Annotated in this window: 15 protein-coding genes and 1 pseudogene; 6 read left to right on the plus strand and 10 right to left on the minus strand. The window is 44.4% G+C overall.

Annotated features, from left to right (window positions below):
- The first annotated feature begins 2 nt into the window (after window positions 1-2).
- Window positions 3-638: an START domain-containing protein gene (locus AB4486_RS06580; protein ID WP_102533967.1), complete on the plus strand. Its 636-nt coding sequence runs from the start codon at window positions 3-5 to the stop codon at window positions 636-638.
- A gap of 33 nt (window positions 639-671) precedes the next feature.
- On the opposite strand, the gene AB4486_RS06585 is transcribed toward AB4486_RS06580, so the two are convergent.
- From AB4486_RS06585 to AB4486_RS06595, 3 genes and pseudogenes are all read right to left on the minus strand, one after another.
- Window positions 672-1,202 (minus strand): hypothetical protein, encoded by a 531-nt coding sequence (locus tag AB4486_RS06585; RefSeq protein ID WP_054541961.1) that lies wholly within the window; start codon window positions 1,200-1,202, stop codon window positions 672-674.
- A gap of 8 nt (window positions 1,203-1,210) precedes the next feature.
- Window positions 1,211-1,597, minus strand: coding sequence for an MAPEG family protein (locus AB4486_RS06590; RefSeq protein WP_004732742.1), 387 nt, complete (start codon window positions 1,595-1,597; stop codon window positions 1,211-1,213).
- Between the two features lie 744 nt (window positions 1,598-2,341).
- Window positions 2,342-2,568: pseudogene (locus AB4486_RS06595) on the minus strand (YjiH family protein); the annotation flags it as partial.
- 109 nt (window positions 2,569-2,677) lie between these two features.
- On the opposite strand from AB4486_RS06595, the gene nhaD reads away from it, so the two are divergent.
- Window positions 2,678-4,117, plus strand: a complete 1,440-nt coding sequence (nhaD, locus tag AB4486_RS06600) for a sodium:proton antiporter NhaD (RefSeq protein WP_372116775.1) — start codon at window positions 2,678-2,680, stop codon at window positions 4,115-4,117.
- On the opposite strand, the gene AB4486_RS06605 is transcribed toward nhaD, so the two are convergent.
- The 3 genes from AB4486_RS06605 to AB4486_RS06615 form a co-directional block, all read right to left on the minus strand.
- Entirely contained in the window at window positions 4,114-4,500 is a 387-nt protein-coding gene (locus tag AB4486_RS06605) for a hypothetical protein (RefSeq protein WP_371725534.1), read from the minus strand. The two genes, nhaD and AB4486_RS06605, sit on opposite strands and share 4 nt — an antisense overlap.
- 171 nt (window positions 4,501-4,671) lie before the next feature.
- Window positions 4,672-5,154, minus strand: coding sequence for a methylated-DNA--[protein]-cysteine S-methyltransferase (locus AB4486_RS06610; RefSeq protein WP_017061521.1), 483 nt, complete (start codon window positions 5,152-5,154; stop codon window positions 4,672-4,674).
- Window positions 5,155-5,179: 25 nt separating this feature from the next.
- On the minus strand, window positions 5,180-6,556 hold the full coding sequence (locus AB4486_RS06615) for an AlkA N-terminal domain-containing protein (RefSeq protein WP_017061520.1): 1,377 nt from the start codon (window positions 6,554-6,556) through the stop codon (window positions 5,180-5,182).
- 236 nt (window positions 6,557-6,792) lie between these two features.
- On the opposite strand from AB4486_RS06615, the gene AB4486_RS06620 reads away from it, so the two are divergent.
- Entirely contained in the window at window positions 6,793-6,996 is a 204-nt protein-coding gene (locus tag AB4486_RS06620; protein ID WP_017061519.1) for a hypothetical protein, read from the plus strand.
- 183 nt (window positions 6,997-7,179) lie between these two features.
- On the opposite strand, the gene AB4486_RS06625 is transcribed toward AB4486_RS06620, so the two are convergent.
- Window positions 7,180-8,070: a LysR family transcriptional regulator gene (locus AB4486_RS06625; RefSeq protein ID WP_017061518.1), complete on the minus strand. Its 891-nt coding sequence runs from the start codon at window positions 8,068-8,070 to the stop codon at window positions 7,180-7,182.
- Window positions 8,071-8,224: 154 nt separating this feature from the next.
- On the opposite strand from AB4486_RS06625, the gene AB4486_RS06630 reads away from it, so the two are divergent.
- Both AB4486_RS06630 and nagB read left to right on the plus strand, forming a co-directional pair.
- On the plus strand, window positions 8,225-8,578 hold the full coding sequence (locus AB4486_RS06630) for a DUF413 domain-containing protein (protein ID WP_017061517.1): 354 nt from the start codon (window positions 8,225-8,227) through the stop codon (window positions 8,576-8,578).
- Between the two features lie 606 nt (window positions 8,579-9,184).
- Window positions 9,185-9,985, plus strand: a complete 801-nt coding sequence (gene nagB / locus AB4486_RS06635) for a glucosamine-6-phosphate deaminase (protein WP_017057618.1) — start codon at window positions 9,185-9,187, stop codon at window positions 9,983-9,985.
- A 261-nt stretch (window positions 9,986-10,246) separates the two neighbouring features.
- Here nagB and AB4486_RS06640 read toward each other — a convergent pair whose 3' ends face one another.
- From AB4486_RS06640 to AB4486_RS06650, 3 genes are all read right to left on the minus strand, one after another.
- Window positions 10,247-10,783, minus strand: coding sequence for an MltR family transcriptional regulator (locus tag AB4486_RS06640; RefSeq protein WP_017065079.1), 537 nt, complete (start codon window positions 10,781-10,783; stop codon window positions 10,247-10,249).
- 50 nt (window positions 10,784-10,833) lie between these two features.
- Window positions 10,834-11,982 (minus strand): mannitol-1-phosphate 5-dehydrogenase, encoded by a 1,149-nt coding sequence (locus AB4486_RS06645; RefSeq protein WP_372116777.1) that lies wholly within the window; start codon window positions 11,980-11,982, stop codon window positions 10,834-10,836.
- Between the two features lie 183 nt (window positions 11,983-12,165).
- A complete protein-coding gene (locus AB4486_RS06650; RefSeq protein ID WP_017066361.1) occupies window positions 12,166-14,058 on the minus strand; it encodes a PTS mannitol transporter subunit IICBA in 1,893 nt (630 codons plus the stop codon).
- Between the two features lie 571 nt (window positions 14,059-14,629).
- Between AB4486_RS06650 and AB4486_RS06655 the strand changes: the two genes are divergently transcribed.
- Window positions 14,630-15,496 (plus strand): glycerol kinase, encoded by an 867-nt coding sequence (locus AB4486_RS06655; RefSeq protein WP_372116778.1) that lies wholly within the window; start codon window positions 14,630-14,632, stop codon window positions 15,494-15,496.
- Window positions 15,497-15,509 lie beyond the last annotated feature (13 nt).

Raw genomic sequence — 15,509 nt, forward strand, 5'->3', positions numbered from 1 at the left:
TAATGATATTACCTAGGATTTTTGCACTTGGGCTCTGCGCCTTCTCAACACTGACTTACGCTGCCCAATGGCAGTTCGTAAAAAGTGAAGACGGCATCATCATTGATAAGAGACCTCACTCTGAAGGCTTGGTAGAGATACGAGCACAAATGCAAACGCCCACCACTTACTCCGGTTTTTTACTGTTGCTGGAAGACAGCGAGAACGTGCCAAACTGGATAGACAATGTGTCGCAAAGCCGTGTCTTGATGCAGATATCTGAGGCAGAAAACATCGTCTATACCCAATTCAAAGCGCCTTGGCCTGCTAGAGATCGCGATATGGTGACCTACTCAAAGTACAGCATCGAGGATGGGCAGTTTGTCTTGTCGATAAAGGATGCGTCTAACTATTTGGCGAAAGAATCGGGGTATATTCGAATTTACGATGTGGACGCACTTTGGACGCTGCAACCGCTCACTAATGGCAATACTTACATCACCTACACCGCATATGCGAACGCAGGTGGCATCTTGCCCAATTGGTTGATGAATAAGTTATCGATAGGCAGTGCGCTGAGCACGTTTAAGGGGCTGAAAGAACAGCTACCAAAATACCAAGGCCAGCAGCACCCCAACCTGCCAAGTGAGTCTCGTTAGCGGTACAAGTAAATAGGTAAATAAGGTTAAAGACTAAGGTCTTCTTGCTAGGTCGCGAGCTAAGATAAGCGCTAAACCAAACACCTGAAGAAACAGGGCGATGTTCTTATAGAAAGCCATTTTCTCATCAAGCCTTTGGATTAACTCAACCAAGGTCAGGTTATCCAAATAGTAGTCATCAATTCGGGTTCGTTGCGATTCTTGGGCATTGTTTATCAGCATCATAAGCTTAGGTAAGTTAGCCAACGAGATGGCCGGCACCTCGTCACTCACCCAACTCCGAAGTTGTCCGCGAAGCGCTTCATCAAGAACAGTAGCAGGTTGAGCGATTTCTGGGGATAGCTTATCAAGGTGAATCAGAATCGCTTCACGCTTACGCTCTAAGGTTTCGATCGTATTCCAGGACAGTTGTATAGAGTACACATTGCCGTATTTACGATCGTTGTATTCCGATTTCTCCGCTTCAATTTTGTCCAACACCAAGCTCGACATGACAATCGCCATGATGTTGAGTATTAGCCCTGCGAGGACAATCGCCCAAGCAGGAGGAAGGCGCAATGCCATAATGCTCCCTAGAACATTTTATCAAAAGGTAGGTAAGCTAAGTTTAGGACAATCAAGGAGATCATGCAGATAAGCGTTAACACCATACCCACTTTTCTGCCTTTGAAATTCTTCGCTAAGATCCCTTTAGCGTGAATCACTCGCCCCAGAATAAACGCCACACCAATGACATGAATAAGCCACACACCAGCCCCATTCATCTCTAGCAACCCCATCAAAATCACCGTGATTGGGATGTAATCCATCGCGTTACTTTGTGCCGAACGTGCTATCTGTAACGACTCAACACCGCCATCGGCATGAGCAACAAGATTGATTCGTCTTTGCTTAATAACTTCAATCGCCAACCAAATCATTACTACCGTCAGCAGAGCTGCGTAAAGTGCTGTAACCATCATAATTCCCTATTGTTTTGTCTTAACTCAGTGTTCTTTTCTATCTTTTCGACATTAACCGCCAAGATAAAATGATAATCACGCCCGAGCACTTGTAAGAGATCTCTCACACCGAACGTAAGAGATCACAATCAAGCTTCGCAGAAAATTCCTAAAATACAAACCCAACCCCTTGTTTTGTATGAATCCACGCATATTTCTTTCGGTTAGTGAGTACATTTATTTCTTGAGGTGGATTGTGAGTAAAGCCTCTGCAGTGTTTAATACACATGTCGACAGGGAGTTGGCAGGAACAGGAAAAAGCCTAACGGATTAGGTATCTTCAGGATGAAGATTTGATGACTTAGGATGAGTTATCAGCAAGGAAGTTTTGCTCTAGGATAGAGTCGCTTATCAGGATGATGAGTTTGCAAGGACACCGCTAGGACGGCGATGAATTGGATAGGTTAAAGGATTTAGCCACGTCAAGGAACGATGCAGGGAGCACCAGTTACCTATTGAAAGATAAGTAACGCGCAGTAGCAGGATGGCTACGAAAAGAATAGACCCCGTTTGGTGAAAGCCAAACGGGGTTTCCTTTTTTGTAACGTCTGAAAGCTGTTCGCAACTAACCGTTCAAAGTCACGTTACAAAATAATGTTCATCAAGAACATTGCACCAAAGGCATTCAATACTGAAATCGCGATCATCACTGGAATATAGCGACCTTCAATACCAATTGGTCCCATGATACGTCCCATGTATTGCACCAACAAACTTGAAGATAAACATCACAGCAACCGCTAGGCCAATTGACGAAGTTACCGCCAAAGAACCATCCATAACTGGAAGGGTGAACAGTACTGTACCTGAAGAGAAGAAGTTAACGATCGCCCCGCGCCAGCATCAGTACTTTGAAGCGACGCAATCAATGCTAAGCCTGAGTTGCCAGGAGTATCCATCAAAGCTAATACTTTCGCCACCGTCTTTCTTTTTCACTATAATCTATTGAATTATTAAGATATCTATCACACCCCACATGCTTATTTAGGTCTACGCTTTTACCCGTGTTAATAACTTATTAACTTCGGAGCGTAATCCATGCTAGGTATCCAGCTTTCAGCTGTTCTCTCTTTATTCTTCTTTTCAACGGTAGCAGCTGCTTCCACTTCTCAGCTAGGGGAATCGCTCAGTCTAACCAACTCGTTTGCTGGCTACCTGTCGCTGACCATTTTCGTTGTCGCCTACATAGTGGTGATGATGGAAGAATACCTAAAGCTCAGAAAGTCAAAGCCCGTGTTACTGGCAGCTGGCTTAATCTGGATTATCATTGGTTTCACTTACCAAGAACACAACCTTGTCGAAGTGGCCAAACAAGCCCTTGAACATAACTTACTAGAATACGCTGAACTACTGCTGTTCCTACTCGTGGCCATGACGTACATCAGTGCCATGGAAGAGAGGAGGTTATTTGATGCATTGCAAGCGTGGATGGTAGGCAAAGGGTTCAATTTCCGGTCTCTATTTTGGTTAACAGGTATTCTTGCATTCTTCATTTCCCCCATTGCCGACAACCTCACGACAGCTCTATTGATGTGCGCCGTTGTTCTCAAGGTTGCTGGCTCTAATCCTAAATTCGTTAACCTAGCTTGTGTGAATATCGTGATAGCCGCCAATGCTGGCGGCGCGTTCAGTCCATTCGGCGACATCACAACGCTCATGGTATGGCAGGCTGGTTATGTGAGTTTTAGTGAGTTCATTCCTTTGTTTATCCCTTCGGTGATGAATTACCTAGTCCCTGCGTTGATCATGTCTTATTTTGTACCCACGACTCAGCCCGACACAGTTCATCAACACGTTGAATTAAAACGTGGTGCAAGACGAATCGTATTCTTGTTCATCATGACAATAGCGACCGCAGTTGCTTTCCATGCCGTACTCCACTTCCCTCCTGTGATGGGGATGATGATGGGACTCGCCTACCTGCAGTTCTTTGGTTATTACTTACGTAAGACTTTACCCAACTCACTCGCGAAGAAAAAAGCGGTGGCGATCGCCAATAACGATGAAGGCGCCCTGAAACGACTCGGTTCTGTTGTGCCATTCGATGTATTTCGAAGAGTTTCGCATGCCGAATGGGACACGTTGCTGTTCTTCTACGGCGTCGTAATGTGTGTCGGTGGCTTGAGTTTACTTGGATACTTGGAATTAGCCTCGGGCGTGATGTATAGCCAATGGGATCCAATTTGGGCCAACGTCATGGTGGGGATCTTATCGGCTATTGTCGATAACATTCCGGTGATGTTTGCCGTGTTATCCATGGAACCCCAAATGTCGATGGGCAACTGGCTACTGATCACCTTAACCGCAGGTGTCGGTGGTAGCTTGCTATCTATAGGCAGTGCAGCAGGTGTGGCATTGATGGGGGCGGCGCATGGAAAATACACCTTCTTTGGACACCTAAAATGGATGCCAGTGATCATGATTGGCTATGCCGTCAGTATCGCCGCTCACCTATGGCTGAATGGAGATCTTTTCTAATTCGAACTGTCTTTCAAAGGCTTCTCAATAAGTGTCCAGACGTTACTCAATTGTATCGCTGGACATTGGTTGCAAGTTAGCATCTCGCCCTTCTGTTGAATGCGCATCACTAGTCTAGAGTCAGTTCGGCTGCTTCCAGAATTGAATTCAATGGTGATCAAGTCATCATCAACACGATAGGTTCGAGTCACGGAATTATCCGTTGTTTGATAAGTCACTTGCCCGGATTCAAAAAGTAGATAACTGTCATTATCTGCGTTCTCATACATACCTTTGAACAGAGCAAGCTGTGGAACCTCGAAAGGTCGGCTGGTATCAGTTAAACAACCTGTCAGCAATAATGCAGAGCTGCAGCCAGATATTAGTAAGGGGAATCTATTCATTTGGGCATCCTTGCCTAGAGAACATAGTCAAAGAATATGCAACCAAATCGATATTTCCCAGAAAGCGTTGATTTTAATGCAAAGTCATATTTTAAGAACCACTCGCCTTCACCATTAAGTAGTACGAGATATTCAGCCAGCATCTCGACAGGCTCATGGCTAAATCGCTTGCTAGTCTTGCTCTCTTCCCTCTATCACCAATAAGTGCTGTTTACGTTCTACGCCACCTGCATAACCCGTCAGTTTGCCGTTTTTACCAATCACACGGTGACACGGCACAATCACTGAAACCGGATTTTTGCCATTCGCCAAACCCACAGCACGAACGGCTTTCGGATTGCCTATCGCATCGGCCAGTTGTGCATAGCTCCAAGTCTCTCCATAAGGAATGGTCGTCAGCGCCTGCCAAACCGACTGCTGAAATGGCGTGCCCTTGGCTGCAATCGGCACAGAAAACTGAATAGCTTCGCCCGAGAAATAGCGATTAAGCTGCTCGATAGCCAATGCAAAGATCGGAAAGCTATCATCTTGAACACCCAACGGTTCCGGCTTGGTGGTATGTGTCTCGAACCAAAGGCCGAGCAAGCCTTCATCGTTCGCCTGTAACGTCACGGTTCCCAATGGGCTCTCATAGTAAGTAAAACGGTTGTCCATGATATCTCCTAGCTTAGTATTCCGATTAAGACTGATTCCAACAGTGGAACGTGGCGTAACTACCCCAAGGCGAAACACTCTCCGTGTTGATGGCGGGGCGATGCTCAATAAACTTCTTCACCACCAAGTCACCAACCAACAGATGATTAGGTTCGCTTAACCCGCGAAGCAGTGCATATTGAATAGTCCAAGGCCCAATCCCTTTTAGCTCAATCCATTTGGAAGGATGCTCAGCTTCATTGTCGACCATGTATTCGGCAAAACGCTTTAGGGTCTCTTTGCGGCTTCCCGGCATTCTCAAGAAGCTAACATCAGCGTCCGCTATCTGTTTTGGTGTTGGGAAGCTGGCTTTCTCATGTTCATCAGAAAGCTCTTTGACCAATAAGTTAAGCTGACCAATCGCCGCGGTTACCGAAACTTGCTGTCCTAGAATCGCTCTCACGCCTGCCTCCCAAGCACTCCACACGCCAGGAATACGGATACCACTCTTAGCCACCAAGTTAGGATCGATAGTCGTAAAGAACGTCTCAACCTTGGCAATATCGACATCAAGATCAAACATACGGCGGATATTCGCAATCAAGCTTCTTAATTGGCTTATATCATCCAACTCGAATTCAATATCCAAGCGGTTATCTTTGGCTAAAGTCGCCTTGAACCAACCCTTTGACCCGTTCACATTTACCGTGCGCTTATAATAATCTTCGCCAACGCCTTCTAAGCCCTCAATCATTCTTCGTCGATAAAACCTCAACAAGTGGTTCCAATCTAAGGGTCCATGAAAACCAAGCTGAATATGATTACTCTGAGTGTCACTTGGCTTCGCTCGCCTAATTTGGCTTGGCGAAAGCTGCAGCTCTTTTTGAAAGGCATCATTAAAACGGCGCGTACTATTGAAGCCACTAGCAAAGCCGACATCAGTAATGCTCATGCTACTGGTGTGCAGCAACTGCTTGGCAAACATCAATTGACTGTACAGACTATATTGCTTGGGTGACACGCCGATGTAATTGTCGAATAAGGTTCGTAAATAACGATCTGAAATACCTAACCGCGTTGCAAGGTCGACGATAGATCCTGAATTCAGAGCGCCATTATCAATCAACTGCATCGCACGTAAGAAAGTGGTTTCGACGCCCTTCCAAGCCGGCGAAAAAGGTGCGCTGTCTGGTCGACAACGTAAACAAGGACGATATCCCGCTTTCAATGCTTGAGCTTGATGGGAAAAATATTCGACGTTTTCTTCTTTGGGTGGTGTGGCTGGGCAAATCGGGCGACAAAAAATTCCTGTCGTTTTCACCGCTGTAAAAAACATCCCATCAAAGCGAGCATCTCGTGCATATCGAGCCAAATGGCACTGCTCACTGGTTAAGCTGCTGTTGTGATTGATCTTTTTCGACATGCCGTACTCTTCCCACTTACCATAGCGTTTGATCCGATACCTAAAAGTTTACCGTGAACCACCATTGTCGCTAGCCACTTTCGGAAGCGAAGGTCAGATAAATCACAAAAAAGAGTTTTAATTTTATTCAATTCGACTAAATTTAACCTAGAGAGGACATTCTTCTCACAACGTCAACGATCGGTACTTAGCACGCCAAGATGCAGAGACCTATCGAATATAAAAAGGAAAAGGCTATGGTTTTACACACATGTCGTATTGTTTTATCAAATCAACAGGTTCTCACCAGTCAATCAGTCGAGCAGTCTCTAAGCTTTCTTGAAGACAAAGCGGACAACGGGATTTCTATGATCGAGATTGACGCAACGGATGGCAATCAAATCCATTCGTACATGTCACACTCTCTTGAAGAGTCTATTGAGAATCTAATGAACCTATAGGGCTTTTAATAAGGGCTACACATACCAGGCCTAAACGATATTTATGGAATTAGAAACGATCTCTAGTTCCGAAAAGAAGTACATTTCTGGTTTAAAACAAAAATGGCTCCCAACTATACAATTAGTTGGGAGCCATTTTTTATTGAATCTAATCAGCAAAGCCACTGCTTACCGCGAATGCCGTTACTCAGGTGCTTGTTCAGCGGCTTGCTGCAATGTGTAAGCCGTCGATGGGTCAATCTCATTAACCAACTTCTCAACCTGCATGATCGCATCAACCGAGGTACTGCTTTTACGGTAGCTCAGATAAATTGGGAGATACCAGTCTTCAACCCCTTTCACCTTGTGCAGCTGACCCGAATCGATAAAAGGTTCGACTAGAGACACCGGAAGATACGCACTGCCGCCTTTCTCTAAAATGAAATCGAGGGCGATACGGGCTGTAGAGGTACGTAGGTACGGTGCTGGCACTTTAGGGTGACGTTCTGCGTGTTCAGAACCAAAGCGCGTTCCCCAATCCACATAAACATACTTATGTTGAAATACAGATTCCAGATCATCTTGCTGCGTTGATACCAACACCAAAACCAAGTCAGCGACTTTTTTACAGTTCAGCTCTTCTGCTTTGATCTGATCGAACGCGAAAGCCATATCTAAGGTTCGTTCTAACAAATTACGGTTCAGTTGCTCGCGCCCCATCACCTCTGCCATAAAGCCGTAACCACCAAAAGAGTCGGTTACCACACTTAAACAGTTTTGCAGATACGCATCCCAAATATTCGGCGTGCCGCCCAGCGTTAACTGCAAGGCTTTACCACTCTCTAACGACAGCTCAAATTTGGCTTGTTGTAGGGTGGACACCATCACTTCGGCATAACCAATCAAACGTTCACCGGAAGATGTGAGTTTGATGTTATTGCGGTCACGAATGAAGAGCTGAGTATCAAAATAGCCTTCAAGCTGTTTGATCCGCGCACTCACCGCCGCTTGTGTTAAATACAAGTTTTCAGCTGCACGCCCAAAATGGCGCACCCTTGCAACCTCAAGAAAGGTTCTAAATACTTTCACATCCATCAAATACATCTCTGTAATAAATCTGCTAACTAGCCGATCTAGGATTGTTTATCGTAAAGGCAAAAACATTTTGTTTCCTATTTTAGCCTTTTAACAATATTTTCGCGTGAGCAATAAACACTAATTTCTATCTAACCACATTACTGAGGCTGATATGTCTGAGACCGAATTCCGACACGGAAAAAAACGTTTTTATGACACCATTAAATTCCCGAGAGGGTTCGCTAAGTCGGGTGATTTTACTCTTTCAGAAGAGGAAATCCTAACCTTGTTTGGTGACACTATGCTTGCACTTGAAACTGGTGAACTAGCACCAATCAATGCAGAAGAAAAACACTTCATTAAAGTGTTGTCTCACCCTCATAAGGCAAAGTCCAAGTTAGAGCGTGTTTGGTTGAAGTACATTCAACTGGCTCGTGGACGCCGTCGCTTTCACACCCTAAACGGCTGCAAACGCGGCGACGTATCTAGGGAAGAATACGAAAGTGAGTTAGTGTTAGAAGATTAGTAAAATCGCTCAAAGTGATACCTCATCACTTTGGGCTTTTTTTTGCCTTCAAACACACATCTTCTTTGTAATTGGTAAGTTTAGCCAACCTATCCATTTTTACCAATATTTATATACAATTCATAGCGATAGCGTGACTAAAACACAGCTCTCGTTCAATCTTATGGGTATTCATCCCACTGAGATTCATCGTTCTTCATCCTGCCCCTGTCTTTTATCACGATAGCGCTCCATTGCCATCATTATTTTTCTAGTTTCAACTATACGCTCAACGCTTGTTTATACTCGAAACACGTTAATGCACCAAAATTCGTCAATGGTTCGAGCGATGCCATTATTGCAATAATCGTATCAAGGCATAGAAACACACCAACCCTTTCAGGTGCTGAATTAGATCAACATTGCTGTATATGACAAACGTATTAATCTTGTTTAACGCCACCAAATATCCATACAATAATTGTGCAATTTTGAGAGTTCCAGTCACAGTTACGACGAAAAAAGCAAAAACTTGACCTAAAACAATAGCGGAACTGGATAACTTATTTTATAATGCGAATTAATGTTTCAGAACACTATAAAATTTTATTTCTAGGGGCAAAATCAATGAGACTTATTCCATTAAGCAACAAAGCTAAAGTAGGTAAATGGGCTGCTCGTCATATCGCAGATTCAATCAACAAGTTCGCTCCAACGGCTGAGCGTCCATTTGTACTAGGTCTTCCTACTGGTAGCACACCTCTAACTACTTACGCTGAGCTAATTGAACTTTACAAAGCTGGCGAAGTTAGCTTCAAGCACGTTGTAACATTCAACATGGATGAGTACGTTGGCATCGACCCTAACCACCCAGAGTCTTACCGCACATTCATGCACGAGAACTTCTTCAACCACGTTGATATCCAAGCAGAAAACATCAACCTGCTAGACGGCAAAGCTGAAGATATCGATGCTCACTGTGCAGCATACGAAGAGAAAATCCGTTCATACGGCAAAATCAACCTGTTCATGGGCGGCGTAGGCATCGACGGTCACATCGCATTCAACGAACCAGGTTCTTCTCTATCTTCACGCACTCGTATCAAAACGTTGACTGAAGACACTCGTATCGCGAACTCTCGTTTCTTCGATGGCGACATCAACCAAGTTCCTAAATACGCACTAACTATCGGTGTTGCGACTCTTCTAGATGCAGAAGAAGTGATGATCCTTTCTCTAGGCCACAACAAAGCTCAAGCGCTTCAAATGGCTATCGAAGGTTCTGTAAACCACATGTGGACTGTTACAGCTCTACAGATGCACCGTAAAGCTATCATCGTTGCTGATGAGCCAGCTCAACAAGAGCTAAAAGTTAAGACTCTACGCTACTTCCAAGAGCTAGAAGCTGAGAACATCCAAGACCTATAATTCCTATAGTCTTGAATAGCAGGGCGTTTTTATAAAGAGAGCGTCTTGAATAGAAAAAGCCACTGAATGTGGCTTTTTTTGTGCCTGCTGCTTTTGTATTTAATGGGAAGATATTTCGGATATTTTTTAGAAGCACAAAAACAACAAAGCGATTTCTCCAACGAGAGAAACCGCCATCATTTTAATCTTTGTATTGAAACGAACGAACAGCTACAAGTTATGTAGGATGTGAAACAAGATAAGCAGAGCTGCAAACTAGAGCTAAGAGCTCAGCGCGTTATCTCGGCATAGGGTAGTGATAATGTCAGTGATAGCTAATACGATCGTCGACTTCACCTTTTGATTATGTCGCCCCAAGAACATTTCAAGCATTGGGCCAGACATCGTTTCCACCATCTCCGCGTCATATTCGATAGGCATAATACGCTGAATCGCGTGCACCTTGTTGAGCTCAAATATCACATCAACTTCTGTAAAGCTGGTGTCTTCACCCTGTATTTTCGCCCACTCTTTCAAGGTAACGAAAACCTCTAGATCATCGTAGAGTTCTTTACTGATCACGCCAAGCCCGAGTAGCAACTTAGCACGAATCATGATCTCGCCTAACGGCCCACCACTGTTGAGAAGTGGCTCGACAACGAACTTAATTGCAGTGTCGTCTTTCTTAAAGATGTTTTTTAATACGGCATCTACCGTGTCGTCCAATGCATCATAAGCAGCCATTAGGCAGGCGCCAGCACTCTCAGCTTCCGAAAGGGCTTCGAGTAATTCAGTTTCATGGCTTGTTTGTATTGGCATAACGGCTCGACAATAAGAAAGTGCCACTGGTGTGGCACTTTGATGGTTTATCATTTCAATGCTAGATAAGCTTCTTCCGCTAGTTTAACAACTTCTGAGTCACTATTCAGCTCAGAATAATACGCTAATGTCTCAGCAAAGCCTTTTTCTGCGAACATTGCTTGAAGTTCAACCGCTTGAGGGTCGTCTTCGTTCTTGTAATGGAACGCAGCAGCGATTGCTTTTACTAGGTGAGCATTTGGTAGGCCGTACTCTAATGTACCGTTTAGAGGCTTAACTAGGCGGTCTTGCGGGCTCAGTTTACGAATTGGCTGACGACCAACGCGGTCTACTTCATCACGTAGGAACGGGTTAGCAAAACGACCTAGAATCTTCTGGATGTAGGCAGCGTGAGCTTCTGGATCAAAGCCGTAACGCTTAATCAGAACTGCACCACTCTCTTCCATCGTTGCCGTTACTTCAGCACGGATTACGTCATCTTCGATAGAGTCTTTGATTGTCTCGTGACCTGCAAGGACACCAAGGTATGCCGTTACCAAGTGACCTGTGTTTAGCGTGAACAGTTTACGCTCAACGAAAGCCATTAGGTTGTCAGTGCATTCCATACCTGGGATGTTTGGAATCTCACCTTTGAATTGTGTTTGGTCTACGATCCACTCGCTGAACGTTTCAACCGTTACCGCTAGAGGATCTGTTTCGCCCGCTTCTGCCGGTGGAACAATACGGTCAACCGCAGAATCAACAAAACCAATGTGCTCTTCAGTGAACGCTTTCATTTCATCAGAAAGGTGCTCTAACACGGCTGCTTTTAACTGGCTAGTACCGCGAACCATGTTCTCTGCCGCGATGATGTTCATTGGTGCAGTGTTGTTTGCTGCTGCACGCTTTTCAATGCCTTGAGCGATAGACTTAGAGATGATTTTAAGAACCGTAGGGCCCACTGCAGTCGTCACAAGATCAGACTCAGCAATGCAATCTACTACTGCTCTTGTCGCTGAGTTTACTGCTGTCACGTTCTTAACAACTTCGACAACACACTCTTCGCCAACAATCTTAACTGGGTATTCTTGGCGTTCAATTAACGCATTTACAACCGTTTCATTTACGTCAGCAAACGTAACCTTCATACCAGCATCAGAAAGAAGCTTACCAATGAAACCACGACCGATATTACCTGCACCAAAATGTAACGCTTTCATAATTTTGACCTTATAAATATTTGAATCTAGATAGCTAACTGCTCAACAACATGCCTTGACGATGTGCCCTAGGCATTAAGCAGTAAGCTATTCAGACTGAATCTTGTTAGAAAGATTAAGACCGAAAATGAGGCCAGTAGGGGGATACCGGCCTCCTTCACTCAGGAGCTTGACTAGAGCTTTTTAGTTTCCGTTGAGAATACGTAGAACATCAGCAGGGTTTGTTGTGTTCTGTAGGCATTCCACAGCTTCTTCATCATCGAGTGAATTGGTAATAGCCATCAGCACCATGTTGTGCTCATCGCCTTGTGCGGCAATACCGATAACCATCTTCGCGATATCATCTTCATCTTCGCCCCACTGAATACCTTCAGGGTACTGACAGAAAACGATGCCGGTTTTTTGTACGTACTGTTTCGCTTCGATTGTGCCGTGTGGTACTGCGATAGACTCACCTAGGTAAGTAGACACAAGCTCTTCACGAGCAAACATGCCATCTACGTATTCTGGTGATACGTTGCCAAGTTTTACTAATTGTTCGCCAGCAAACTTGATTGCGTCTTCTTTTTGAGTCGCTTTAAGGCCAAGGAAGATGCTGTCGTCAGTGAGTGCAAGCTTGTTGCCTTCTTGCGCTGGAGCTGCTGCAGGAGCCGGAGCTTCTACTTTCGCTTCACCACTTTGAGCATCGACAAGCTCGGCAACTAGTTGGTCGTATACGCCGCCGTCTAGGAAGTTGCTTAGAGACATATGCATCGCACCTGGCACAGTGCTACGAGCACGGTCTGTTAGGTCTTTATGCGTAATAACGATTTGCGAATCAGCCGGTAGGTTGTTGATTGCGTAGTTGGTTACTTCAATGTCTAGGCCAGCTGTTGCTACTTTCTTACGTAGTAGACCTGCACCCATTGCACTTGAACCCATACCCGCATCACACGCTACATAAACTGCTTTTACATCCGCTAGGTTTACGTTTGCTTCTGCTGCTGCACCTTTAGAAGACGCTTTCATGTCTTTCATTTGTGCAGAAGCTTTCTCTAGTGAATCTTCCTCATCATCTTGCGCTGATGTTTTAAGAAGGATTGACGCTACAACAAACGATACTGCCGTTGCTGCGATAACAGATAGAATCACGCCGATGTAAGAGCCTTTTGGCGTCATCAGTAAGACTGCGAAGATAGAACCTGGAGATGCTGGAGAGATAAGGCCAGAATCGAACATTACGTTAGTGAATACACCCGCCATACCACCTGCGATTACCGCAAGAATTAGACGTGGGTTCATTAGAACGTAAGGGAAGTAAATTTCGTGGATACCCCCTAGGAAGTGGATGATAGATGCACCAGCAGCAGATTGCTTCGCGCTACCTTTACCAAACACCATGTAAGCAAGTAGAAGACCAAAACCAGGACCTGGGTTTGCTTCGATTAGGAAGAAGATAGAGCGACCCATCTCTTCAGATTGCTGGATACCTAGTGGAGAGAAGATACCGTGGTTGATTGCGTTATTTAGGAATAGGATTTTCGCAGGTTCAACAAAGATAGATGCTAGAGGTAGTGCACCCGCTTCTACCATTGCGTTTACGCCAGCCGCAAGTCCGCCAGACAGAATCTTAACCGCAGGACCAATCACGATGAACGCGATGATCGCACAGATCATGCCGATGATACCCGCAGAGAAGTTGTTCACTAGCATTTCGAAACCACTCTTCACTTTACCGTGAACAGCTTCATCGAATTTCTTAATTGCGATACCACCTAGTGGACCCACAATCATTGCACCCATGAACATTGGGATATCAGTACCAACGATAACACCCATTGTTGTGATAGCGCCCACTACCGCACCGCGGTCACCACCAACCATTTTACCACCGGTGTAACCAATCAATAGTGGCAGTAGGTATGTAATCATAGGGCCAACCATTGATGCTAACGTTTCGTTAGGCCACCAACCGGTTGGGATGAATAGTGCAGTAATGAAACCCCACGCAATAAATGCGCCGATGTTTGGCATTACCATATTGGATAAGAAACGACCAAAGTTTTGAACCTTAATCTTTGCTTCTGGTGATAACATAGGTAGAACCCCGTAATGTATTGGTTGGTCAAATGACCGAAAGTGTGTACTCAAAAGTCGATTAAAATGTATCACAACATTTCCAAAATGCACCTTAGCCCAGCTTTCGTGACAACCATCACACACGAAAAACACTTTAGGGTTAACAAGAGCACCTTAGATCACAAAAACACCATGAATTTAAATTACAAAGCCAAATCAATGAGAATAGATATCATCAAAACACGATCTAGATCACATTTTATTTTGTAATACTTAAAAATAAATAGTGATTAAAGTCACATTTAATAAAAGATAGCATCTAAGATCTATATAAACCGTATAAAAGAACATCGTGTCACGTATATAAAATATGCACCCAGATGAGCAAAATCGCGATACCTGTAATTTAATTACAGGTTGAGCTACATTTTGCTAAACATACAAAACGAGACCTAACGCTCTACTAAAAACATAGACCACTGAACTGCAGTTAGCATTGATAGATGTGATATGGTATTTACCAACGCTATCGCATCATATATATATCCAACACCCATCAGCTGATCACTCCGCTATTTGAGAAAAGACTATGTCAGACAAAATTTCCACATCCGCACTCGCTAAACAAAAAGGCATAGAAGCTAAAGCTTTATTTAGCGATCTAAAAACAGCGGGCTATATAGTGCGTTCACAAGAGCGTTGGATTCTCACAGAACGGGGAGAAAGCTTTGGTGGGGAATATGTCGAACACAAGAAGTTTGGTGTCTTTATTGTCTGGCCAGAGAAACTGCTTATCGATTTGGACTCATTCTCAGGAAAAACACTCACCGCCACCCAGCTTGGCAGTGCCTTTCAACTCAGCGCAAAGAAAATCAACTTACTGCTCAACGAGCTTGGTTGGATAACAAAAGAAGAAGACGGTTGGCATGTCACCTCTACAGGCTTAAAAGCCGGAGGTGAACAAAGAGAAGACAAAGCGACTCAAAACTTATTCGTGGTATGGCACGACTCATTGGTTCGCAATAAACGTTTAAAGCAGTCTGTTGTTGAATTCCTAGGGCATGATGCTGAAAGCCACTCGACCGATGTGTCATTCTCCAGTTTTCGTCAGAAATTTAAGGCGAAGCACCGAAGCTTAGACGGGCATTATGTTCGATCAAAGGGAGAGCTGATCATTGATAACTGGCTTTATATGGCAGGAGTGGTCCATGCGTACGAGCGTCCGCTTCCGATATCAAAAGAAGTGATCAGCGATTTTTATCTACCAAGTGGCAAAGTATACATCCAGTTCTGGGGAACTGATTCTGCGCCAATCGCCGAAAATAAACGTGAAGATACGAGAAAAATCTATGAAGAGCATGGTTTTGGTTTAATCGAAATCACGCCAGAAGATATCCCCAACCTAGACAGCGTACTTCCGCCATTATTGCGCCAATATGGTATCAAAGCGTACTAAGCTACTGAATCTA

Source organism: Vibrio sp. 10N.222.55.C6, assembly GCF_041473395.1.
GTDB lineage: Bacteria > Pseudomonadota > Gammaproteobacteria > Enterobacterales > Vibrionaceae > Vibrio > Vibrio crassostreae_C.

What these genes read in the sequence shown, in the direction of transcription:
- AB4486_RS06580 (WP_102533967.1), top strand. Translation starts at nt 3, where the DNA reads ATGATATTACCTAGGATTTTTGCACTTGGGCTCTGCGCCTTCTCAACA.
- AB4486_RS06585 (WP_054541961.1), bottom strand. Translation starts at nt 1,202, where the DNA reads ATGGCATTGCGCCTTCCTCCTGCTTGGGCGATTGTCCTCGCAGGGCTA.
- AB4486_RS06590 (WP_004732742.1), bottom strand. Translation starts at nt 1,597, where the DNA reads ATGGTTACAGCACTTTACGCAGCTCTGCTGACGGTAGTAATGATTTGG.
- nhaD (WP_372116775.1), top strand. Translation starts at nt 2,678, where the DNA reads ATGCTAGGTATCCAGCTTTCAGCTGTTCTCTCTTTATTCTTCTTTTCA.
- AB4486_RS06605 (WP_371725534.1), bottom strand. Translation starts at nt 4,500, where the DNA reads ATGAATAGATTCCCCTTACTAATATCTGGCTGCAGCTCTGCATTATTG.
- AB4486_RS06610 (WP_017061521.1), bottom strand. Translation starts at nt 5,154, where the DNA reads ATGGACAACCGTTTTACTTACTATGAGAGCCCATTGGGAACCGTGACG.
- AB4486_RS06615 (WP_017061520.1), bottom strand. Translation starts at nt 6,556, where the DNA reads ATGTCGAAAAAGATCAATCACAACAGCAGCTTAACCAGTGAGCAGTGC.
- AB4486_RS06620 (WP_017061519.1), top strand. Translation starts at nt 6,793, where the DNA reads ATGGTTTTACACACATGTCGTATTGTTTTATCAAATCAACAGGTTCTC.
- AB4486_RS06625 (WP_017061518.1), bottom strand. Translation starts at nt 8,070, where the DNA reads ATGGATGTGAAAGTATTTAGAACCTTTCTTGAGGTTGCAAGGGTGCGC.
- AB4486_RS06630 (WP_017061517.1), top strand. Translation starts at nt 8,225, where the DNA reads ATGTCTGAGACCGAATTCCGACACGGAAAAAAACGTTTTTATGACACC.
- nagB (WP_017057618.1), top strand. Translation starts at nt 9,185, where the DNA reads ATGAGACTTATTCCATTAAGCAACAAAGCTAAAGTAGGTAAATGGGCT.
- AB4486_RS06640 (WP_017065079.1), bottom strand. Translation starts at nt 10,783, where the DNA reads ATGCCAATACAAACAAGCCATGAAACTGAATTACTCGAAGCCCTTTCG.
- AB4486_RS06645 (WP_372116777.1), bottom strand. Translation starts at nt 11,982, where the DNA reads ATGAAAGCGTTACATTTTGGTGCAGGTAATATCGGTCGTGGTTTCATT.
- AB4486_RS06650 (WP_017066361.1), bottom strand. Translation starts at nt 14,058, where the DNA reads ATGTTATCACCAGAAGCAAAGATTAAGGTTCAAAACTTTGGTCGTTTC.
- AB4486_RS06655 (WP_372116778.1), top strand. Translation starts at nt 14,630, where the DNA reads ATGTCAGACAAAATTTCCACATCCGCACTCGCTAAACAAAAAGGCATA.